The organism is Chitinophaga qingshengii (genome assembly GCF_014529935.1).
GTDB lineage: Bacteria > Bacteroidota > Bacteroidia > Chitinophagales > Chitinophagaceae > Chitinophaga > Chitinophaga qingshengii.
Genome location: NZ_JACVFC010000001.1, coordinates 613,447 through 633,066, shown reverse-complemented (window position 1 = coordinate 633,066; position 19,620 = coordinate 613,447). Strand labels below are relative to the sequence as shown.

Below are 19,620 nucleotides of genomic sequence, written 5' to 3'. Positions count from 1 at the left end.
GGTAAACAAGGATTGATGATTTGTCACTTTAAAGATATTATACGCAACTGCTGCAAGCTTTCATTCACATTATTCATCCTTGGCTCCAAGGCGCAAAATAAAAAATGGCTTGAAACTAAATTTCAAAATAGTAACGGGGAAAAAAGGCAATTAGCCATCTTTCCCCGTTCAGGTTCAGTATACATGCCAGCGATTTGAGTCTGACGACCAATTGCCGGTAATTCTTTCAGCTTTCCGTTACAACCCCCATGCGAGACAATTACGTATATCATTGGATGTCCAGTTGCATTTTAATATGCGGACACAAAAATTTGAGATCAACCAACAGCCGTTTGGCGAGCCCGATACAAAGCCTTTAAAGAACATTGTACTGAAGCGCGATTTTTCGCTACTTACTTTTGATGCCGAATACCGCAGGCGGGAAACCAGTTTCAGTATCTCCGCCGCCAATCCATGTGAACGAGCCATCCTGGCCTTCTTTGCTCATGTGAACGAAAATGGCTTCTCTATATCTGAAAGCGACCTGGATGACACCCAGCTCGTATTTAAAAATGGATTATTGTTTTCTATCACCATTTATAAAAATACAAAGGAGTACCAGCTGATAGATAGCCTGGACATTTTTACCGAAGGAGGAGCGCTAACACTGATGCGACGGGACCCCTGGGAGAAATTAAAACTAGACAAGTTGTTGCTGGAGAGCAGTAACATTATCAGCCAATCGGGTGATCGGCAGTTCACATACCACCTGGATATGCAGGCATTTATTTTTGATACTATCAAAAAGATGATAGAGAGCGGAGGGGTACGATTATAAAGCAAGGTTTGCATATTTATGTGGCAATAGTTTTTTCGTACTTTTTTGTAAAAAAAAAACTTACCGAACTATTGTTGTTAGTAGTTCACAGGGATTGTCATGAATGATGAACTTAATCGGCAGTTGTATTACAGGTGCGCTGCTACAAAGGATTTTGTATAATCTTTAATGAGCTGGCGCACTGTCCTGAACTGCTGCATGATCGTTTCTTCAGTGCCCGTAGCTTTTGCAGGATCAGGAAAATTTTCATGGAATTTCTTCGCAGTGGTGGGAAAGAACGGACATCTTTCCTTTGCGTTATCGCAAACGGTGATAACGAAGTCGAAAGGTATGTCCTGATACTCCGTGATGTTGTTGGAAGTATGCCCGGAAATATCGATGCCGTCTTCCGCCATGGTAGCGATGGCCCGTGGGTTGACGCCATGCGTTTCTACGCCGGCGCTATATACTTCAGCCTTATCTCCGGCGAAATATCTTAAATAGCCTTCTGCGATCTGGCTGCGGCAGCTGTTGCCGGTACAAAGGACAAGGATTTTTTTCATGTGCTGTGTGAAGATTTATGCTTTTACAGGAGTATTGTACCATTTTTTTCGGAGCCGGAAGGCCACGTTTACCAGTGCAATAAGAGCTGGTACTTCTACCAGTGGTCCTATTACGCCCACGAAAGCCTGACCGGAATTGATGCCAAATACACCAATGGCAACTGCAATGGCCAGTTCAAAATTGTTGCCGGTTGCAGTGAAGGCAATAGCAGTATTCCGGGAATAATCGGCGCCCATTGTTTTGCCCAGCAGGAAACTGACCAAAAACATAATGGCGAAATAGATCACCAGCGGGATCGCTATTCTGATAACATCAAACGGTATCTGCACCATCAGTCCTCCTTTAAGGCTGAACATCACGACGATGGTAAACAGCAGCGCTATTAATGTAACCGGTGAAATGAAGGGTATATATTTTTCCTGGTACCATTGCTCTCCTTTCCAGGCGATAAGAGCGTAACGGCTGATAATACCGGCTGCAAAAGGGATGCCCAGATAGATACCAACGCTTTTGGCGATTTCACCAATGGAGATAGCTACCGTCAGCCCTTTCATGCCGAAAACGGTCGGTAGCCAGGTAATGAAGATGTAGGCGTACACACTATACAGTAACACCTGGAAGATGCTGTTTAATGCAACCAGTCCGGCGGCGTATTCGCGGTTGCCGTCTGCCAGCTCATTCCATACGATCACCATGGCGATACACCTGGCCAGCCCAATCAGGATAAGACCGGTCATATATTCCGGATAGCCGTGCAGAAACAGTACTGCCAACACGAACATCAGGATGGGACCAACTATCCAGTTTAGCACCAGGGAAACGGTTAATACTTTTGTATTCCTGAATACCTCGCCCATGTTTTCATATTTCACTTTCGCCAGTGGCGGGTACATCATCAGGATCAAACCTATTGCCAGCGGTATATTGGTAGTGCCGGATGAAAAGGAATTGATGAACCCGGAGGAGGAGGGAACGAAATATCCGATACTCACCCCAATGGCCATTGCCAGAAATATCCACAAGGTAAGGTAGCGGTCCGGAAAGCTTAATTGCTTACGCTGGGCAGGATGACAGTTTTGCATGATATTATATTCATTGTATTATTGCAATATTACGATGTATTAAAGCAGAAATATATTTAGTATTAAGGGTGCTGTAAAGAATGCGTCAAACAGTTCCTTGTACTGCTTCGAAGCTTTCAGACGAATGTAATTTTTAATATATCGCAATATTACGATGTATTTTTCAGGAAACCAAAAGCATTTTCAGTAATAACCCTATAACGGCAGCAATTAAAATAATAAGCGGTTCCGGTATTTTTTTGAATCGCCAGAGAACGGCCACGGTTGTTAATGCAATAGCAATGGTGTATACATCTGTAAGTGACCGCCTTGCCAACACGATCACGGCGCCGGTTATCGCGCCGATGGCTGCGGCAGTAACACCGTCAACAAATGCCTTTATGCCGGGGTGTTTGCCATATTTCCTGAAATAAGGCGCCGGTAATACGGTGAAAAGATAACAAGGAAAGAAAGTACCCAATGCAGCCAGGCTGGCGCCGGAAAATCCCGCTGTCAGAAATCCTATGAACGCTACTGTGATGACAACCGGACCTGGTGTAATCATCGCCACCGCAACGGCGTCCATAAATTGATGTTCATTCAGCCAGCCATATTCCTTCACCACGCCTCCATACAGAAAAGGTACGATGGCGAGTCCACTGCCAAAAACAAATGCCCCTGCTTTGGTAAAGTACAGCAGTATTTGCCAGAGCGTTTTCCCTGAGGCGGGGCCTGTGACATTCAATAGCAGGGAAGGAATGAAGAGTTTAGGCGCTGTTGATATTTTGCGGAGGAAAGACAAGCTGGTTGGAGGAGCTGTGAAGAGCCAATAAAGGATTCCTGCGCCGAGGAACAACCAGATATTTTCGTTTTCCTGCCACACGGTGTATGCGGCAGTGATTAAGTAAATACCTGTAAGCACCTTGTTACTACCGACTGATTTTCGGGTCAGCTTCCATGCGCTTGTTGCGATAATACCGATAACAGCGGCGCCTACGCCATAGAAGACAGCCTGCATCCAGGGAATGCCCTGCCATTGCACGTAAATAAAACCAAGTGCCAGCACCATCAGAAAAGAAGGCAGTACAAATGCAAGCCCGGCAAGGGTGGCGCCTAACAGCCGGTAATGCACGTAACCCATGTAAATCCCCAATTGAGCCGCTAAAGGTCCGGGGGCCAATTGGGCCAATGCCAGCCCTTCTTTGTAGTCTTCCTCACTGATCCACTGTTTGTTTTCAACAAGATCACGGTGCATGTAGCCAGCTAAGGCCACGGGGCCTCCAAAGCCCCATGTACCCAGCTTTAAAAAATAAATGATAAGATCCCGCAGGCTGTAAGAGGCCGTTGTCCGGTTGTTTTCCATTTCTAAAGGGTTTGCGTCCTGATGCAAGTTCAGATAACTGCAACCCAAAAAATAGAACGAATAATAAGGTTTGGTCTGTTTTTTACTTTTAGGCGATTATTATTGGTGGCTGCCTGCCGTCTGGTCCAATGCGGCTTTGAAGCCTTTTGCCAGTTTTTCCGCCGGACCTACGCCCCAGTAGTGGAGAAAGAAGATACGGGGTTGCTCATGCACCATATGGTTATGTACGGCCACCACTTCGATACCATTTTCGATCAGTGCTTTAATAACAGGCTCCACTTCATTTTCAAGCATGGTGAAATCGCCTGCTACCGCCGCTTTTTCATCTGTGCCCTGCCAGGCGGCCCAGGTGTTAAAGCCCATAAAACTACTGACCGGGATGCCGTGTTCCTGCAAAGCCACATCCGGCCGGTCAATGGTATATTTATATACTCCTTTGGCCATCTCTCCCTTATGACCGATAATACTGTCGAGGCGGGTAATGTTAATGGTGTTTTGAACGCTGTCGGCTTTGCCTTCTTTGGGGTCTTTACCTCTGACTTCCTTTACCTTGTCAAAAATGGCTTTGGCGCCGGCAGCCACCTTTTCTGCCTTGCCCCGGCCATCTATGTGCATGTACATCACATTAGGGTGATTTCGGACAAAGTGGTTATGAATAGCGGTGATGGTAAAGCCCTGGCGGATCACTTCCTGTTGAACCGGGGCCAGATCAGTTTCTGTAACAATAATATCACCCATTACCATCACGCTGTCTGAACAAGGAGTGAATGCTGCCCAGCTGCCCAATCCCATAGGAGGGATGATCTTAAATCCATCCACTACTACATTCAGGTCATTTTGGGGAACGGTTATTTTGTACTCGCCATTTTTGGCTATGCCTTTCATGCCGGTCACCGCTTCAATTTTCTGAATATCGAGTTTACTGCTTCCCGGCGGACACAGGATATTATTCCGTTTGCTGCTGTCTGCCCTGGTAGCGGGTTGTGAAGAATTGTTGCAGGCTGCTGTCAGGATCAGCATAAAAGATATGGAGGACAGAAAACACGAAATAGTGCATTTCATAACAGATGTATTACAGGTTTGTTATATAAAAACTGCAATTTCCAGCTCCCGAACACCAAAAAATAGAATGAAAAATAAGGTTTAGTCTATTTTTTACTTTTTATCATATCCTTTTTATAAGCGGAGGGACTTTTGCCGGTGAATTTCTTAAAAATCCGGGTAAAATGGCTTTGATCCGAGAACCCTGTAAGATACGCGATCTCAGTGAGGGAGTGATCCGTACTGCTGAGCAGTTGAACGGCTTTATCGATCCGGAGTTTACGGATATATTCGCCAAAAGATAAATCATCAAAATACTTTGAAAACTCCCGCGATAAGTATGCCGGATGTACCTGAAGCGTTTCTGATAAACCTTTCAGGCTTAGGTTGAGGTTGGTGTCTACCTGGTCCTGGATGATCTCTTTTAGTTCTCTGGCCCAGGAGGGTATTTTTTTGTTGTCTTTTTCCTGTTGGAGGAATTGTTTAAAAATATCGATCAGCTGGTTTTCAACCGGCTGCTGTGTGTGCTTGACATGCTGGAGGTATTTGGCCCAGCTATAAAGCGCATCATATAGCATCATACCTTTTTCAAGCAAGGCCTGGTCGTCGGGTTCATTGTAAGCCAGCCCGGCAGATAACGCCCACAGGCCTGATGCCTGGCTTGCCAGGTCATGGCGGTCAGTATCTGCTCCGCGTACAATAGGGGCCATGATGTGAACAGCCGGGTCTTCTATATGATGCTTTTTGATCACATAATCGAAAGTACACTGATCATCATAGTGTGTATACTCAACTCCGACCATATCAAAGGGCGTGGCACCTTCGGCCGCTGCCCTTGACATCACCTGGTCAGCGGGGACATACATAAATACAGCCTCGGCATCTACAAACCTTTTGATTAGCCACGGACAGGCCAGCCTGTCTATTTTAGGGCGCTCACGGGTGATCCATTTCATATGGTTGATACATGATAAGGACTGTAATTTAGTGCTGTTTTAGTAATTTTCCCGGCAACCTGCCGTTACAATTTTTTCAATCCCGTCTCCAATTTCCTGTTATCTTTACCCTCTGATTGCAAGTGAATATTACAAAACAGCTTAATTGCCGGAGCCTCTTTTATACAACGAAAATGATCTGCTCTCCCGTATTGCCAGGGGAGAGGAGCAGGCTTTTACACTTTTTGTAAGAGCCCATTGGAATACGATTTTCTCCCACGCAATCGCCTATTTGAAAACCGTGGAGAAAGCCGAAGAAGTTACACAGGATATCTTCATGCGCCTTTGGAAAACCCGTGAAAAACTGGGCTCCGTTAAGAGCCTGAAGGATTATCTCTTTATCGTAGCCCGTAATCAGATCTATAACGAAGCCCGTAAAAAAATTCAGCAATTATATATTCCTTCTGATGACCTGGAAGCTGATGCGGCTACCCCTGATCAATACACCGAGTACCGGTTGACCTATCAATTACTGTTAAAAGGGGTGGAGCTGCTTCCCGAACAACGAAAAAAAGTCTTCACCATGAGCCGCTTCGGTGGTATGAGCAACGAACAAATTGCGGCCGCTTTGGGAATGCATAAAGATACCGTTTACCAATACCTCGCTAAAGCCGTGAGCTTCCTGAAAGTGTATATGAAAGAGCATAGTAGCGACCCTATACTGCTGATCATTCTCTTCGGCGGACTTTCTTAAAAAAATTTTTCCCTCGCTACTCTATTGAGCCGGTTCAGATGTGTCTTTATACAAAATACCAGGTACTGTTCAATGGATATTCAAAAACTACAGCGTTTAACCGAAGCTTATATAACGGATACCCTTTCTGCAGAGGAGGGGGTTGAACTGGCGAAAATGCTTCAGCAGCCGGCGTATCAGCTGTCTTTTAAAGAGTTGCTCCATACGCAGTTGCATCAACAAACACTGGATTTGGATGCGCCTCCCGGGAGTAGTCTGGAACGTATCCTGCAATCCCTTGACACGCAGATACAACAGGGTAACTCCGTTCGCCGTACACCATTGCTGCTGCGCTGGAAAAATATAGCGGCGGCCATTATTGTTCTTGTCATTGGCTCGGGTATTTATATCTTCCGGCACCAATCAAAAAAAATATTGCCAATCAGTCAACAGACAAACGTGGTACGGGAAATTCTTCCCGGTACCAGCAAAGCCATCTTAACCCTGGCAAATGGTACCCAAAAAGAACTTGGTACGGCCGATAACGGCCTGCCTTTACAAGCGGATGCAGTACTGTTAACCACACCTAACGGAGGGCAATACCAGGCCGTATTGCCTGATGGATCAAAGGTTTGGCTGAACGCAGCATCGGGTATCAAATTCCCTTCATCATTTAATCATAAAGAAAGAAAGGTGGAAGTAACAGGAGAAGTATACCTGGAAGTAGCGCAAAACCCAAGGCAGCCTTTTATTGTAAACGCGGGGGGCGCTGAAATCCAGGTACTGGGGACCAGCTTTAACATCAATGCATATGAAGATGAAGCGGTACTTAAAACAACGCTTGTAACAGGAGCGGTAAAAATCTCCATGGCGGGACATAGCAGGCCTTTACGGCCGGGGCAGCAAGCCGTCGTAAAGCCTATGAAAGGAGAGGGGGAGCCTATCATCGTTCAATCTGTAGATCCGGGGCAGGTCCTGGCCTGGAAAAATGGACTGTTTGATTTTAACGGGCTGAGTTTTGAGGAGATAATGCGGCAACTGGGGCGTTGGTATGATATTAAGATTGTCTATGAAAATAATATCATTCCCAACAAACAGCTGGCAGGTGAAATGACGAGAGGCGTTTCGCTGAATGATCTGCTGAAACAATTAGGTGAACTGGGAATACACTATAAATTGAATGATAGAACATTGACCGTGTTACCATAATAAAAACAAGGTTCAATCCCGCTAAAAACAAACCGGAAGCGCTCGAAACACTCCCGGTGACGTTTGGGTTGAATCTATAGACTGGAATCCATTTTCTCAACCAAACAACTGCAATTTATGCAAAAAACTGCAAAGGGTGGCTCGTTTTGCCATGCCCTGCCTGGCCGCTGCGCAAACCGGCCTCCCAATCAACTATTATGCGTGATGAGATGGCTCGCCTTTTTACTGTTCACTGTCTGCCTGTCAGCTCCCGCCACCGGTATAGCCCAGTCTGTCACTATTTCGGGCAAAGCGCTGACCTATAAAGAGGTCTTTGCCGCTATTAAAAAACAAACAGGCTATGTGGTGATGTACGACCAGGAATTACTTTCCGGCACAGGAACCATCTCACTGGCTGTCAATAATCTTCCACTACGTGAATTGCTGACGATGCTTTTAAAGCATCGACCGCTCAAGTACGAAATTGCCGATAAAACCATTTTTATTACACGAAAACAGCCGGCTGCTGCCTTGGGAGATGTGGAGAAAGTGTCCTTTGAACAGACGGGGATGCCATTAAAAATCAGGGTAGTGGATACAACCGGTCATCCGCTTGTGGGAGCGTCAGTTACTAACAAAACAAACAGGCAGTCAGGAATTACCGGTACTGATGGTATATGGAACCTGAATGCCAACAGGGGAGATATCATAGAAATCTCTTTTATCGGTTTTATCTCCCAAACCATTATGATAAATGACCATAGCGGTGAAGTAGCCATCTCTCTCAAGCCAGCTGTAATCAAATTAGAAGAAGTCATACTGAATGCCGGGTATTATACGGTAAAGAATAAGGAGCGGACAGGAAGTATTGCACGGATAACGGCGAAGAATATTGAAAACCAGCCGGTGACGAATGTGCTTTCGGCGGTGCAGGGAAGAATGGCCGGCGTTAATATTGTGCAGAACAGCGGCTTGCCAGGCGGTGGTTTTGAGGTACAGGTCAGAGGTAGAAATAGTCTTCGCAGTTTAGCAAATGCTCCTTTGTATGTGATTGACGGAGTACCGGTAGGTGCTGAAGTGACCACTCAGTTTTCCGGGGCCATCTTACCTGCTGGCAGCATTAATCAACTTAATAGTATCAATCCATCGGATATAGAAAGTATTGAGGTGCTAAAAGATGCAGATGCTACGGCAATTTACGGATCAAGGGGGGCAAACGGAGTGGTCCTGATTGCCACCAAAAAAGGTAAATCCGGAAAGCCGGAACTTAATTTCGGAACATCTTATTCGTTGAGTACTGTAATTAGTAACCTCCATATGATGAATACGGCTGCATACAGCAGTATGCGGAAACAGGCATATCAAAATGATGGAATTTCCACCTACCCGGTAAATGCTTACGATATCAATGGAAACTGGGATCTGAACAAATCCGTTAATTGGCGAAAAGTTTTGATCGGCCATACTGCTAATACACTGAATACGAATCTCTCTTTAAGTGGTGGGAGTGAGAAAACAAGTTTTTTGCTGAGTTATGGACATAATGACCAGTCTACCGTTTTTTCAAGAGATTTTAAATATACTACTGATAATGTTTCTTCTAATATCAGTCATAGCTCTGCAGATAAGCGTTTTCAGCTCAGTATCTCCAATATGTTTTCCTCGCAGAAAAATAATGTCATTAGTGATGATATCACAAAGCAGTCGGTGATCCTGCCTCCCAATGCCCCGGACCTTTATCGTGAAGATGGTAGTATCAACTGGCATAACAATACTTTTAACAATCCGGCTGCTTTATATAACAGTTCCTATTCTTATGAAAATATACAGTTTCTGACCAATATGAATATGCAGTATGAACTGTTGAAAAATCTGGTTTTTAAACTTGGCGGGGGAATTAATTACCAGGCTTTCGATGAGCGCTCTCTGAAACCTAATACGATATACAATCCTGCAACCACTCAGGGGCAGTCCAGTGCCTATTCTCAGTCATATAAAGGTAATCAGGACCGTTTTTCATTTATCCTGGAACCGCAGCTTAACTGGAGGCTTAAACGAAACCGTCATACGGTGGATGTACTGGCAGGAGCGACCTATCAACGTGAAGTGAATACACGGGGATCGCTGCAGGGCTTCGGATTTGAAAGCAACGCTTTTATAGAGAATACCGGAACGGCCAGGACTAAGATCATTACCGATCAGGTCAGGGCGGAATACCGGTATGCTGCTTTTTTTGGAAGGGTCAATTATCAGTTTGCTGAAAGATATATCCTGAATCTTACGGGAAGAAGGGATGGAAGCAGTCGTTTTGGCCCTGATAACAAATTTGCCGGTTTTGGGGCGGCGGGTGCCGCCTGGATATTCTCGGAAGAGTCTTTTCTGAAAAATAGCGACTGGCTGAGCTTTGGAAAGCTTCGAACCAGCTATGGAAGTACAGGAAGTGATAATATTGGTGATTACGGTTATCTGGATACCTATGATATTTCAGAACTGCGGTATAACGATGTTGTGGGCCTAAGCCCTTCAAAGTTATATAATCCCAATTACAGCTGGGAAAAAACAGTAAAATTTGAAGCGGCCCTGGAATTAGGAATGCTGGAAAACAGGCTTAACCTGACAGCCGCCTGGTATAAGAACCGCTCTTCAAACCAGCTGGTAGGGTACCAGCTGCCTGCCACCACAGGATTTTCAAGTGTGCAGGCTAACTTAAATGCGAAAGTGGAGAATACCGGCTGGGAAATTGAACTCGCCGCAAAACCCTATTCCCGGAAAGGATTCCAATGGGAATGGGGCTTGAATGTCAGTTTCCCTAAAAATAAACTACGCTCTTTTCCAGGACTGGACGGTTCAACCTACGCTAATAGTTATGTGATAGGGCAACCGATCACCATTGTTAAGCTCTATCAGTACGAAGGGATCAATGCTGCAACAGGGTTATATAAGTTCACGGATTTTAACAGAGATGGTATCATATCAAGTCCTGACGACCGGCAAACCATTGAAAATATTGGTGTACGGTATTTCGGTGGCTGGAATAATACATTTCGATACAAACACTGGAGCCTGTCTTTTTTGTTTCAGTTTGTCAGGCAGAAGAACTGGAATTACCATAATATCATGCCGATACCAGGAAGCATGAACAACCAGCCGAAAGAAGTACTGAATGTATGGTCTGCGGATAATCCTGATGGAGTTTATATGCCCTATTCTTCAGGAAGCAATGGTACGAAGAACCAGTTGCATGTCTTACTGATGAACAGTACTTCAGCGGTTTCTGATGCTTCCTTTATCCGGTTAAAAAATCTGGAACTCAGTTATCAGGTACCGGTTAAAAGAAGTGTGTTAAGGCGCGCGAAAGTCTATTTCCAGGGACAGAACCTGCTGACCTTCACCAATTATTTCGGGATGGACCCTGAGTTCAGGAACATAGGATACCTGCCACCTTTGAGAACGTGGTTACTGGGAATTTTAATCTCACTTTAAGCACTAAAAAAGTAACAATGAAATTTCTTGTACAATATAAAGTTATTGGCGTACTGGTGTTATTATTGGTAATACTTTCCTCCTGCGAGAAGATGCTGGATGTAAAAACACCCGCCAACCAAATAGGAAAAGATAAGGTATTTACGGATGTTCAGACCGCTAATGCTGCATTGGCAGCGCTGTATGCCGGGTTGCGTGATAATTCGCTTCTTTCCGGAGATGCACTCGGACCGGTTTTAGGAGTTTACACAGATGATCTTGACTTTTATACGACGGCTACGCCAGGAGGCATGATGGAGCTGTATACCAACCAGTTGACTGCTGGTAACCAGGTGGTGCATAATCAATGGTCAACGGCTTACCAACTTATTTATTCCTGTAATGCAATAATTGAAGGTTGCGATCATCCGGCGGCGGCCGGAGCTGAAGACATGAAGACGATTAAAGGGGAAGCCCTCTTGATACGTTCAATATTATTCTATTATCTGCAACAGTTATATGGCGATATTCCCTGTCCCTTATCGACAGATTACAAAATTAATCAATCTTTAAGCAGAATGACATCCCCCCATGTTCTTCAACTGCTGGAAAATCAGTTGTCTGAAGCATCTGCGCTTCTCCAGGATGCATACAGGAACCCTGAGCGTATTTACCTCAATAAAAAGGCGGCGCAGCTCATGTTGGCCAGAGTGTATATGCTTCAGCAGCGATGGACAGATGCCGCAACGCTTTGTGAAAACATTATCGGCAGCGATCTTTATCAGATACGGAACGATGTTGCCAGTACCTTTAAAAAATCGGGCAATAATATTATATGGCAGCTGAAACCAATGAGTAATGGTGATGCTACCAAAGAAGCGATCATCTATTATTTTGATTTTATCCCGCCCTATAGTTATGCTTTGTCCAATGATCTAATGAATTCGTTTTCATCTTCTGATCTTAGAAAACAACACTGGACCCTGCCGGTCACTGTTGACGGTACTACCTGGTACAGGGCGAATAAGTATAAAAACCTTTCTGATAATTTGGATGAATATGCTGTTGTGTTCAGAATTGAGGAAGTATATCTTTTATTGGCGGAGGCCCTGGGGAATCAGGATAAAGTCGCCTTGGCTGCCCCTTTTTTGAATGCTACAAGGATAAGATCTAATCTTCCTGAAATTGAAATGCCAATGTCGAAAGATGATTTTCTGGATGAGGTGCTTGCTGAAAACAGGAGGGAGTTTTTTACAGAAATGGGACATCGTTTTTTTGATATGAAAAGAATGAAAAAGCTACATCTGTTGACCGCTACCAAACCGAACTGGAAACTTTTTCACAGCGAGTGGCCTGTTCCTCAAAAAGAACTGCTGCTTAATCCAAATCTAAAACCCCAGAATAATGGCTATTAATATCAATAAACTGCTGGTCCTCTTTTTGATGCTTCCGGGAATGGTTTGTTATGGACAGGTTCGTCAGGATTCGCTTACAGATGAAAGTTCAAATTTTTACAATATTGCCGTTAATAAGGTGTCTGATGACGGGAAGTGGATTGTGGCAACAAAGGTCTACAGACATAATTATGATACTGCGCTGGTACTGGCTTCAGGGAGGCCAGGAGTGAAATCACTGGTAGGTACGCTGACGAAAAAGTACCAGTATTCGTTTGTAAAAGGCGGACAGCTACTGGCATTGGGACAGGGGAAAGCGATTTTGTGGAATCTGTATACAGGAATTCAGAAAGAACTGAAGGTAGGTTCGGATGGCAATGAACCTGGAAATATTACGCAGAGCGGGATGATGGAAAAAGGGCAGAAATATTTCCTGCAGACTAGCGACAGTGTTTTGCATATCTATAGTGCGGGATCGGAGCTGCTGGAGAGCGTAGCAGGGGTACAGTACTTTAAGGTGAGCAGTACCGGATCTGCATTGTATATCGTAAAAAAAACAGGTAGAGAGACGCAGCTGGTAAAGTATTCCGGTAATAAAGTAAATATCGTGTATGCCACGCAGCATGTTATCCGAAGCATGGAGGAAACGCCTTCCGGGAATTTTCTGATCCTTAAGGAAGAAATAAAAGGAGCCGGAGATTCGGATAGACCATCTCAGAAAGCAGTATTTGTCGATACAAGGGGAGGAGGGCTGATGTTGCCCGACATTGGTGAAGTTGGGCGGCATGAATACCTGCGTTTTACAGAAATACAGCGCGGAAAGGCCATAATGATTACTGTAATTACCCATATTCCGGTAGAAAAGGGAACGGTTGATATCTGGTATGGCAATGATGGTAATCTTGAGGCCAAGCAGGAAGGTTCATTCCGGACAAGGCATTGGATATGGAAAAAAGAAGAAGATAAGACCAAAAGAATAGCCTCTGGTCGTTTTTCAACCGTGGTAAGCCTGAATAACCCCGATTATTTTTTGATGTTTAACAAGGATGAACTACAGCATTACTCAACACTGTTCCCTCCTATACATGGGTTTATATACGATCTTAAAAAAGATGCCTATGAAGACCTTGGTATAATACAGGCGGAAGTTTCGGTATCAGATTGTGGAAATCAATTTGTATATAAAAATATGGAGGACTTATGGGTGCTGGTAGATATAAAAACCTTAAACAAAGTCATATTAACTAAGCAGCATCTGAAAAAAGCGTATTTCAGTCCGGATGGCAAAATGATTTTTTTTGAAAGCCATAATGACCTTTGGAAATATGAGATAGAGATGGATCGGTTTACAGCATTGAAGATCGATCAGGAAAATGAAGTAAAGATTATAACTAGAGATGAAATAGATTTATATCCTGAGTCGGGTTATAATTTTAGGAGAAATGTACTGGATCTCCATGTTCCGGTGCTGTTGTCGGTGACTCAGAAAGGAAGTATGGAGAAAACCTATTTGAAATGGGATAAAGGCAGATTTGAAAAGCTCATGGCTTCTTCTTCCTCCAATATAACATGGTATGACACCGATGAATCTTTAAAAAAGGCTTTGTATGTAGAAGAAAGTCTTCATTACCCGCCAAGGATTGTCTATAAAGAGATTGGAAAAGAAAAAGGGAATGTTGTATTTCAGAGTAATACACAGGATAAAACATCAGCTTTGATAAGAAGGGATGTGATTAGTTTTAAAAATAAAAAAGGAACATCTTTAAAGGGACTGTTGTATTATCCTATTGGTTATGACACTGGCAAAAAGTACCCGATGGTAGTTCATATTTATGAAGTGCAGAGCAGGAATTCAAATCAGTATTTATCCCCTTTGAATAATTTCCCTTTAGGATTCAGTATAAAGAAGCTTCTTGAAGAAGGCTATTTTGTGTATCTGCCGGATATTGTGAATGATTCTGCCGGGGTAGCAAGATCAGCATTAGACTGTGTTGAAAGTTCACTGGATGCTTTACAGGAACATAGGGGAGTTGATCTTGCGAATGTAGGGTTGATAGGCCATTCTTTTGGAGGATTCCGCACTGATTTTATCGCGGGGCACTCCAGCCGTTTTAAAACCTATATTTCGGGAGCAGGAGCCTGTGATCTGACAAGAATGTATTTTTCCTATAATGAGACATCATTCACTCCTTTTTACTGGCAGTTCGAAGAAGGGCAGTATAATATGCATGCTTCATATGCAGAGAACAAGAAAATCTATAGGGAAAATAATCCGATTGAAAACGTTCATAAAGTAAATGCGCCCATGCTTTTATGGACTGGGATGGAGGATAAAAGGATTGTATGGGACCAAACGATGGAGTTTTATATTGGGCTAAAAAGGAATAAAAAAGACGTAGTAGCGCTCTTTTATCCGGGGCAGGCGCATGTTTTTACCACTGGTTCACGGGCGGAGAGAGACCTGGCGTTAAGGATACAGGATTGGTGGGATTATTTCTTAAAGGGCAGGACGAATGTGCCCTGGATAAATCAACAAATGAAAAAAGATAAATTTCCCCAGTTTTAGTCCCATGATCGTCTCTGAATGCAAAGAAATGGCATGAGGCCTGGAAGAGGTACTTGTCAAGTATTAAGACAGCCCGTGGCCGTTATCAGGATATCTTCCAGGCCACGGGCTCTTTGTCGGCTTATTAACTACATAGTATATTTTTGTACTGGTATTTTTTTTCGGTTTTATTAAAAGAAAATGCTACTTTACAATTTGTATTGAGGTGTTTATGTATGTTTTTGTTTTTAATATTGTATCATTATTGATACTTATTGCGCCTCCGGTCATAATTCCCGGCTTTCCTCTGCGCTTCCGGGAGCGATCGGGCTGACGATTACGCACTTAATGAAATAACGCTATCGCGTGCAGGCTTTTTTGTTGAAATCGACAGTTTTTTCATAAAACAATCCTGTGATATCCAATTTATTGACCTACCTTTATTGTTATTGCGGTTACTTGACATCTTCTGATTTAGTTTGGGCATCCCCTTTTCTTCCTCAGTTCTGTTTCCCGGTATCATAATGTGTTAAACAAAAAAAACTGTATTCGTGAATATTTTTATAGGCAATATCAGTGACAGAACAACTGAAGTTGAGATTTGGTCTTTATTTGACCCATTTGGAGTAGTATTTAGTATTAATGTGGCTTATGACAAGTTCAGCGGCCGCTCTAAAGGTTTTGCATTCGTTGAAATGGAGGATCATTCCAGTGGAGAACAGGCAATTAAGGGACTGAATAATTCGGTAGTTGACGGCCAGACCATAGTCGTGCATGAAGCTCGTCCCAAACCTGAAAGACCAGAAAACAACCGTTTCTCCAGATCACGACCGGGAACTGGATTTAGACCCAGATACTAACAGGCGTCTGCATCTTTATTTGCTGAGAGATATGAAGGGCGGGTAAGGTTTCACTCCCTGCCGCCCCGCCTCACTGCCCCAATATTGCGTTTTTGTTATTTAAATCCGGACTGCGGTTTTATTGCAATATTAACTTTTACTTTTGCCGATATCAGATCTATAGTAATCTTGATCTGCCCCCACACATTTATCTGTCTGATTTTCATTGTGGTAGTGCTAAACGTAGTTAGCCATGGCGACAGCCATGTTCATAGTACACCCAACCCGCACAAATCGTTTCCCAACCAGTATTTTCCACTTTGTGATGTGGAGGGTTAGCCTCTTGTTTTGTCAAACCATTTATTTATTAAAAACAAGCATATGTCAATTAATGTATTTGAATCCTATGAATCAAATGTGCGCAGTTATTCGCGATCTTATCCGGTAGTGTTTCATAAAGCCAAAAATGCGATGCTGTATACGGATGACGGAAAGCCTTATATTGATTTCCTGATGGGCGCCGGCGCATTAAATTATGGTCATAATAACGACTATATTAAATCCAGACTGCTGACATATATGGAAGAAGATTATATCATGCAGGGACTGGATATGTTTACCGTGGCCAAAAGTGAGTTTATTACTGCGTTCAATGACCATTTGCTGAAGCCGCTGGGACTTCCCTATAAGTTCCAGTTCTGTGGCCCTACCGGTACCAATGCGGTGGAAGCGGCGCTGAAGCTGGCGCGTAACTATACCGGCCGTTCCAACATCATCTCTTTTATGGGAGGATACCATGGGTTGTCTCAGGGTAGCCTGGCAATCACCAGCAATGAATATCACCGTAAAGCTGCTGGTATCGGACTGCATAACGTCACTTTTATCCCCTACGAAAGCAATAAACCGAACGACACCGACAGCCTGGCTTATCTGAGCATGATCCTGGAAGATACCCACTCCGGTATCGAAAAACCTGCCGCTGTTATCCTCGAAACTGTTCAGGCGGAAGGCGGTGTAAATGTGGCTTCTCCGCAATGGCTGCGTGCCCTGAAAACTATCTGCGAACAGCATGATATCCTCTTTATCTGCGATGATATTCAGATCGGATGTGGCCGTTCCGGTGACTTTTTCTCTTTTCAACGCGCGGAGATTACGCCGGACATTGTTGTCCTGTCTAAATCCTTAAGCGGCTACGGACTGCCGATGGCGATGCTGCTCATCAGACCAGACCTGGATATCTGGCAGCCGGGTGAGCATAACGGTACATTCCGTGGCTACCAGCTTGCCTTTGCGGGTGGTAAAGCGGCACTGGAATTCAGACGGTCGACAGACCTGGATATAGCGGTTAAGCGTAAGTCTGCCTATATCCGCAGCTTCCTCGGTAAACTCGCGGCTATCGATGAAAGAATCCATATTCGCGGACTAGGGATGATGTGGGGGATAGACTTCTCGGCATTTGAAGACAAACTGCTGGCGAAGAAAATAGCTAAAAAGTGTTTTGAAGATCAACTGATCATTGAATGTGTAGGCAGAGAAGACAGAGTGCTGAAACTGCTACCGGCATTAACTATCGAGGAAGAAGTGCTGGATGAGGCACTGGATGTCATCAGAAAATCTGTAGTACAATGTGTTAGCACTACCGGTAAGGTAGTAAGTCATCAGGCGTAGTAGTGACCATCGTTACCCCGGGACCCCCAGTCTGCGCATCAACCAGACAAAGCTTCATAGAATAACCCTAAGACCCTGAGAACCCGCCAGCAAGGCCCGTAGGGTATCACCCGCAGATTCATTACCGATTACTAAAAAAATTCATCCGGCTACGATTTGTAACCGGGAATAGCGAAGGTATGCCTGCACTGTTGCGTCAATTTGAATATATACGTTCTCGTTATCATACCGCTTTCTCACAGAGCGATAAACAGCAAAACCTTATTAGTCATGAGTGAAAAAAAAGTTTACCTGAAACCCAATGTGGTTTTTGAACCATTAGTGGACAGATGGTATGCCTGGAGCCATTTGATTTCTCCGGCTACCACTGCCATGAATGTGTTGGGAAGACACCTGACCATCATCGAATCCTTTATTATGGCTCCGGCTATACATGTGGAAGCGGTAGCCAATCCCAAAATGAAAGGCGGCCCTTTCATGGATATACCGGCGGAAAAACTGGAAGCCGTAAAAGTGCTGAAAGCGGAAACGCTCAGCCGTCAGGAAGAAGTATTACGCTTTGCCAAAGCCATCAAAGAACTGGATAAAATGCTGGCGACGGAAGCCACGGGCTTCGGCCTCGAAACCCTGTATGATAAAGTACCCAATGAGCTGAAAGGATTGGTGGAATTGTATTACGATCGGAATAACAACGCAGATTTCCGCTTCTTTGAATCCCTGTTATACAAGAGTAAATACTATAACAAATCAGCCCAGAGTATGGCATTCTGGATTACGAACAACGACCATCGCCCGTTTTGCCTGAGTACGCCCCGCCTGGATGATGAACATGTATTACATCTGCCACTGAGATTCGAAAATCCTGCTATTGATACACTGGCCAGCATGAAGCGCACGCCGCAAACGCTGTCCTATATCAAACAATTGCTGGATATCACACCGGAACAGGAACCCTTGTTTGATACCTTTTTTACGGAAACACCGCCACCGGTGTATAAAAAATATACCGGCGACAAAATCCGGATGCGCTACTTCGGACACGCTTGTATACTGGTGGAAACAAAAGATGTGAGTATACTGGTAGATCCGCTGGTGAGCTACTATGGCTATGATTCAGACCTGGAACACTTCTCGGATGCAGATCTGCCGGATGTGATCGATTATGTGCTGATCACCCATAATCACCAGGACCATGTATTGTTTGAAACACTGCTGCCGCTGCGCCATAAAATCAAGCACCTGATTGTGCCCCGCACCAACACGGGCCGTCTCGAAGATCCGGACCTGAAATTGATGTTCAACAACGTAGGGTTCAACAATGTGGTGGCTATGGAAGAAATGGAAACTATTGAGTTTGCCGACAGTACCGTTACCAGTCTGCCTTTTACCGGTGAGCACAGTGATCTTTGCATTCTGACCAAAGCCTGCTACCTGGTGCAGATCGGTGGATTCAAACTGTTATTCCTGGCCGATTCCAGGATCGTGGAGTCCGCCTTGTACAAATACATCCATACACAAACAGGAGATGTGGATGTGATGTTCCTGGGCATGGAATGCGACGGTGCGCCACTCACCTGGCTGTATGGCCCGCTGATGACAAAAAAGATTTCCCGCGAACAGGATGGAAGCCGCCGGCTCGCCGGGTCGGACTGCGCAAAAGGCATGGCGCTGGTGGATATTTTTAATCCCAAAGAAGCCTACGTATATGCGATGGGGATGGAACCCTGGCTGGAATTCATCAGCAGCATACAGTACACGGATGAATCAAACCCCATTATTCAATCCAACAGACTGGTAAAACTCTGTCAGGAGAAAGGAATTGTGGCGGAGAGATTATATGGAGAAAAAGAACTGTTATACGAACGTAAGGAAGCCCTGATAAACGAATTACAATAACCCGTCCGGTTACTATCCAGATTAATTGTTTTCCTGCCGGATAAACAGATATGATATGCTATTGCAAGGCGTAAGCTGCCCCTGCTTACGCCGGCTACGACTTTGCCGTGACGGGAAAATACATCATCCAAAAAA

Annotated in this window: 14 protein-coding genes; 9 read left to right on the top strand and 5 right to left on the bottom strand. The window is 44.3% G+C overall.

Annotated features, from left to right (window positions below; genetic code table 11):
- The first annotated feature begins 211 nt into the window (after positions 1 to 211).
- A complete protein-coding gene (locus tag ICL07_RS02185) occupies positions 212 to 817 on the top strand; it encodes a DUF8184 family protein (RefSeq protein WP_484484275.1) in 606 nt (201 codons plus the stop codon).
- Between the two features lie 128 nt (positions 818 to 945).
- Here ICL07_RS02185 and ICL07_RS02180 read toward each other — a convergent pair whose 3' ends face one another.
- The 5 genes from ICL07_RS02180 to ICL07_RS02160 form a co-directional block, all read right to left on the bottom strand.
- Positions 946 to 1,359, bottom strand: a complete 414-nt coding sequence (locus ICL07_RS02180) for an arsenate reductase ArsC (RefSeq protein WP_188086307.1) — start codon at positions 1,357 to 1,359, stop codon at positions 946 to 948.
- Between the two features lie 15 nt (positions 1,360 to 1,374).
- The gene (gene arsB, locus ICL07_RS02175; protein WP_188086306.1) at positions 1,375 to 2,442 is read right to left on the bottom strand and encodes an ACR3 family arsenite efflux transporter; all 1,068 of its coding nucleotides are present in this window, start codon (positions 2,440 to 2,442) and stop codon (positions 1,375 to 1,377) included.
- Positions 2,443 to 2,605: 163 nt separating this feature from the next.
- The gene (locus tag ICL07_RS02170) at positions 2,606 to 3,784 is read right to left on the bottom strand and encodes a chromate transporter (RefSeq protein ID WP_188086305.1); all 1,179 of its coding nucleotides are present in this window, start codon (positions 3,782 to 3,784) and stop codon (positions 2,606 to 2,608) included.
- Positions 3,785 to 3,883: 99 nt separating this feature from the next.
- Positions 3,884 to 4,846: a DUF1259 domain-containing protein gene (locus ICL07_RS02165; protein WP_246484959.1), complete on the bottom strand. Its 963-nt coding sequence runs from the start codon at positions 4,844 to 4,846 to the stop codon at positions 3,884 to 3,886.
- An 86-nt stretch (positions 4,847 to 4,932) separates the two neighbouring features.
- Complete coding sequence (locus tag ICL07_RS02160; RefSeq protein WP_188086304.1) at positions 4,933 to 5,781, bottom strand: chromate resistance protein ChrB domain-containing protein; 849 nt, start codon at positions 5,779 to 5,781, stop codon at positions 4,933 to 4,935.
- Between the two features lie 145 nt (positions 5,782 to 5,926).
- On the opposite strand from ICL07_RS02160, the gene ICL07_RS02155 reads away from it, so the two are divergent.
- The 8 genes from ICL07_RS02155 to ICL07_RS02120 all read left to right on the top strand — a co-directional run bounded on the left by ICL07_RS02155 (position 5,927) and on the right by ICL07_RS02120 (position 19,485).
- Positions 5,927 to 6,514 (top strand): RNA polymerase sigma factor, encoded by a 588-nt coding sequence (locus ICL07_RS02155; RefSeq protein ID WP_188086303.1) that lies wholly within the window; start codon positions 5,927 to 5,929, stop codon positions 6,512 to 6,514.
- A 72-nt stretch (positions 6,515 to 6,586) separates the two neighbouring features.
- Positions 6,587 to 7,702, top strand: coding sequence for a FecR domain-containing protein (locus tag ICL07_RS02150; RefSeq protein WP_188086302.1), 1,116 nt, complete (start codon positions 6,587 to 6,589; stop codon positions 7,700 to 7,702).
- A 117-nt stretch (positions 7,703 to 7,819) separates the two neighbouring features.
- Positions 7,820 to 11,164, top strand: coding sequence for a SusC/RagA family TonB-linked outer membrane protein (locus ICL07_RS02145; protein ID WP_223151728.1), 3,345 nt, complete (start codon positions 7,820 to 7,822; stop codon positions 11,162 to 11,164).
- A 17-nt stretch (positions 11,165 to 11,181) separates the two neighbouring features.
- A complete protein-coding gene (locus ICL07_RS02140; protein WP_188086301.1) occupies positions 11,182 to 12,558 on the top strand; it encodes a RagB/SusD family nutrient uptake outer membrane protein in 1,377 nt (458 codons plus the stop codon).
- Positions 12,548 to 15,103 carry an alpha/beta hydrolase family protein gene (locus tag ICL07_RS02135; protein WP_188086300.1) on the top strand — a complete coding sequence of 852 codons (2,556 nt, stop codon included), beginning with the start codon at positions 12,548 to 12,550 and terminating at the stop codon, positions 15,101 to 15,103. Before ICL07_RS02140 ends, ICL07_RS02135 begins: the two co-directional genes overlap by 11 nt.
- A 530-nt stretch (positions 15,104 to 15,633) precedes the next feature.
- On the top strand, positions 15,634 to 15,942 hold the full coding sequence (locus ICL07_RS02130) for an RNA-binding protein (RefSeq protein WP_188086299.1): 309 nt from the start codon (positions 15,634 to 15,636) through the stop codon (positions 15,940 to 15,942).
- A gap of 360 nt (positions 15,943 to 16,302) precedes the next feature.
- Positions 16,303 to 17,589, top strand: coding sequence for a diaminobutyrate--2-oxoglutarate transaminase (gene ectB, locus ICL07_RS02125; RefSeq protein ID WP_223151727.1), 1,287 nt, complete (start codon positions 16,303 to 16,305; stop codon positions 17,587 to 17,589).
- A 270-nt stretch (positions 17,590 to 17,859) separates the two neighbouring features.
- The gene (locus tag ICL07_RS02120; protein WP_188086298.1) at positions 17,860 to 19,485 is read left to right on the top strand and encodes an MBL fold metallo-hydrolase; all 1,626 of its coding nucleotides are present in this window, start codon (positions 17,860 to 17,862) and stop codon (positions 19,483 to 19,485) included.
- The last annotated feature ends 135 nt before the right edge of the window (positions 19,486 to 19,620 follow it).

Coding starts and splice junctions, on each gene's coding strand:
- ICL07_RS02180 (WP_188086307.1), bottom strand. CDS start 1,359: ATGAAAAAAATCCTTGTCCTTTGTACCGGCAACAGCTGCCGCAGCCAG.
- arsB (WP_188086306.1), bottom strand. CDS start 2,442: ATGCAAAACTGTCATCCTGCCCAGCGTAAGCAATTAAGCTTTCCGGAC.
- ICL07_RS02170 (WP_188086305.1), bottom strand. CDS start 3,784: ATGGAAAACAACCGGACAACGGCCTCTTACAGCCTGCGGGATCTTATC.
- ICL07_RS02165 (WP_246484959.1), bottom strand. CDS start 4,846: ATGAAATGCACTATTTCGTGTTTTCTGTCCTCCATATCTTTTATGCTG.
- ICL07_RS02160 (WP_188086304.1), bottom strand. CDS start 5,781: ATGAAATGGATCACCCGTGAGCGCCCTAAAATAGACAGGCTGGCCTGT.
- ICL07_RS02150 (WP_188086302.1), top strand. CDS start 6,587: ATGGATATTCAAAAACTACAGCGTTTAACCGAAGCTTATATAACGGAT.
- ICL07_RS02145 (WP_223151728.1), top strand. CDS start 7,820: ATGCAAAAAACTGCAAAGGGTGGCTCGTTTTGCCATGCCCTGCCTGGC.
- ICL07_RS02140 (WP_188086301.1), top strand. CDS start 11,182: ATGAAATTTCTTGTACAATATAAAGTTATTGGCGTACTGGTGTTATTA.
- ICL07_RS02135 (WP_188086300.1), top strand. CDS start 12,548: ATGGCTATTAATATCAATAAACTGCTGGTCCTCTTTTTGATGCTTCCG.
- ectB (WP_223151727.1), top strand. CDS start 16,303: ATGTCAATTAATGTATTTGAATCCTATGAATCAAATGTGCGCAGTTAT.
- ICL07_RS02120 (WP_188086298.1), top strand. CDS start 17,860: ATGAGTGAAAAAAAAGTTTACCTGAAACCCAATGTGGTTTTTGAACCA.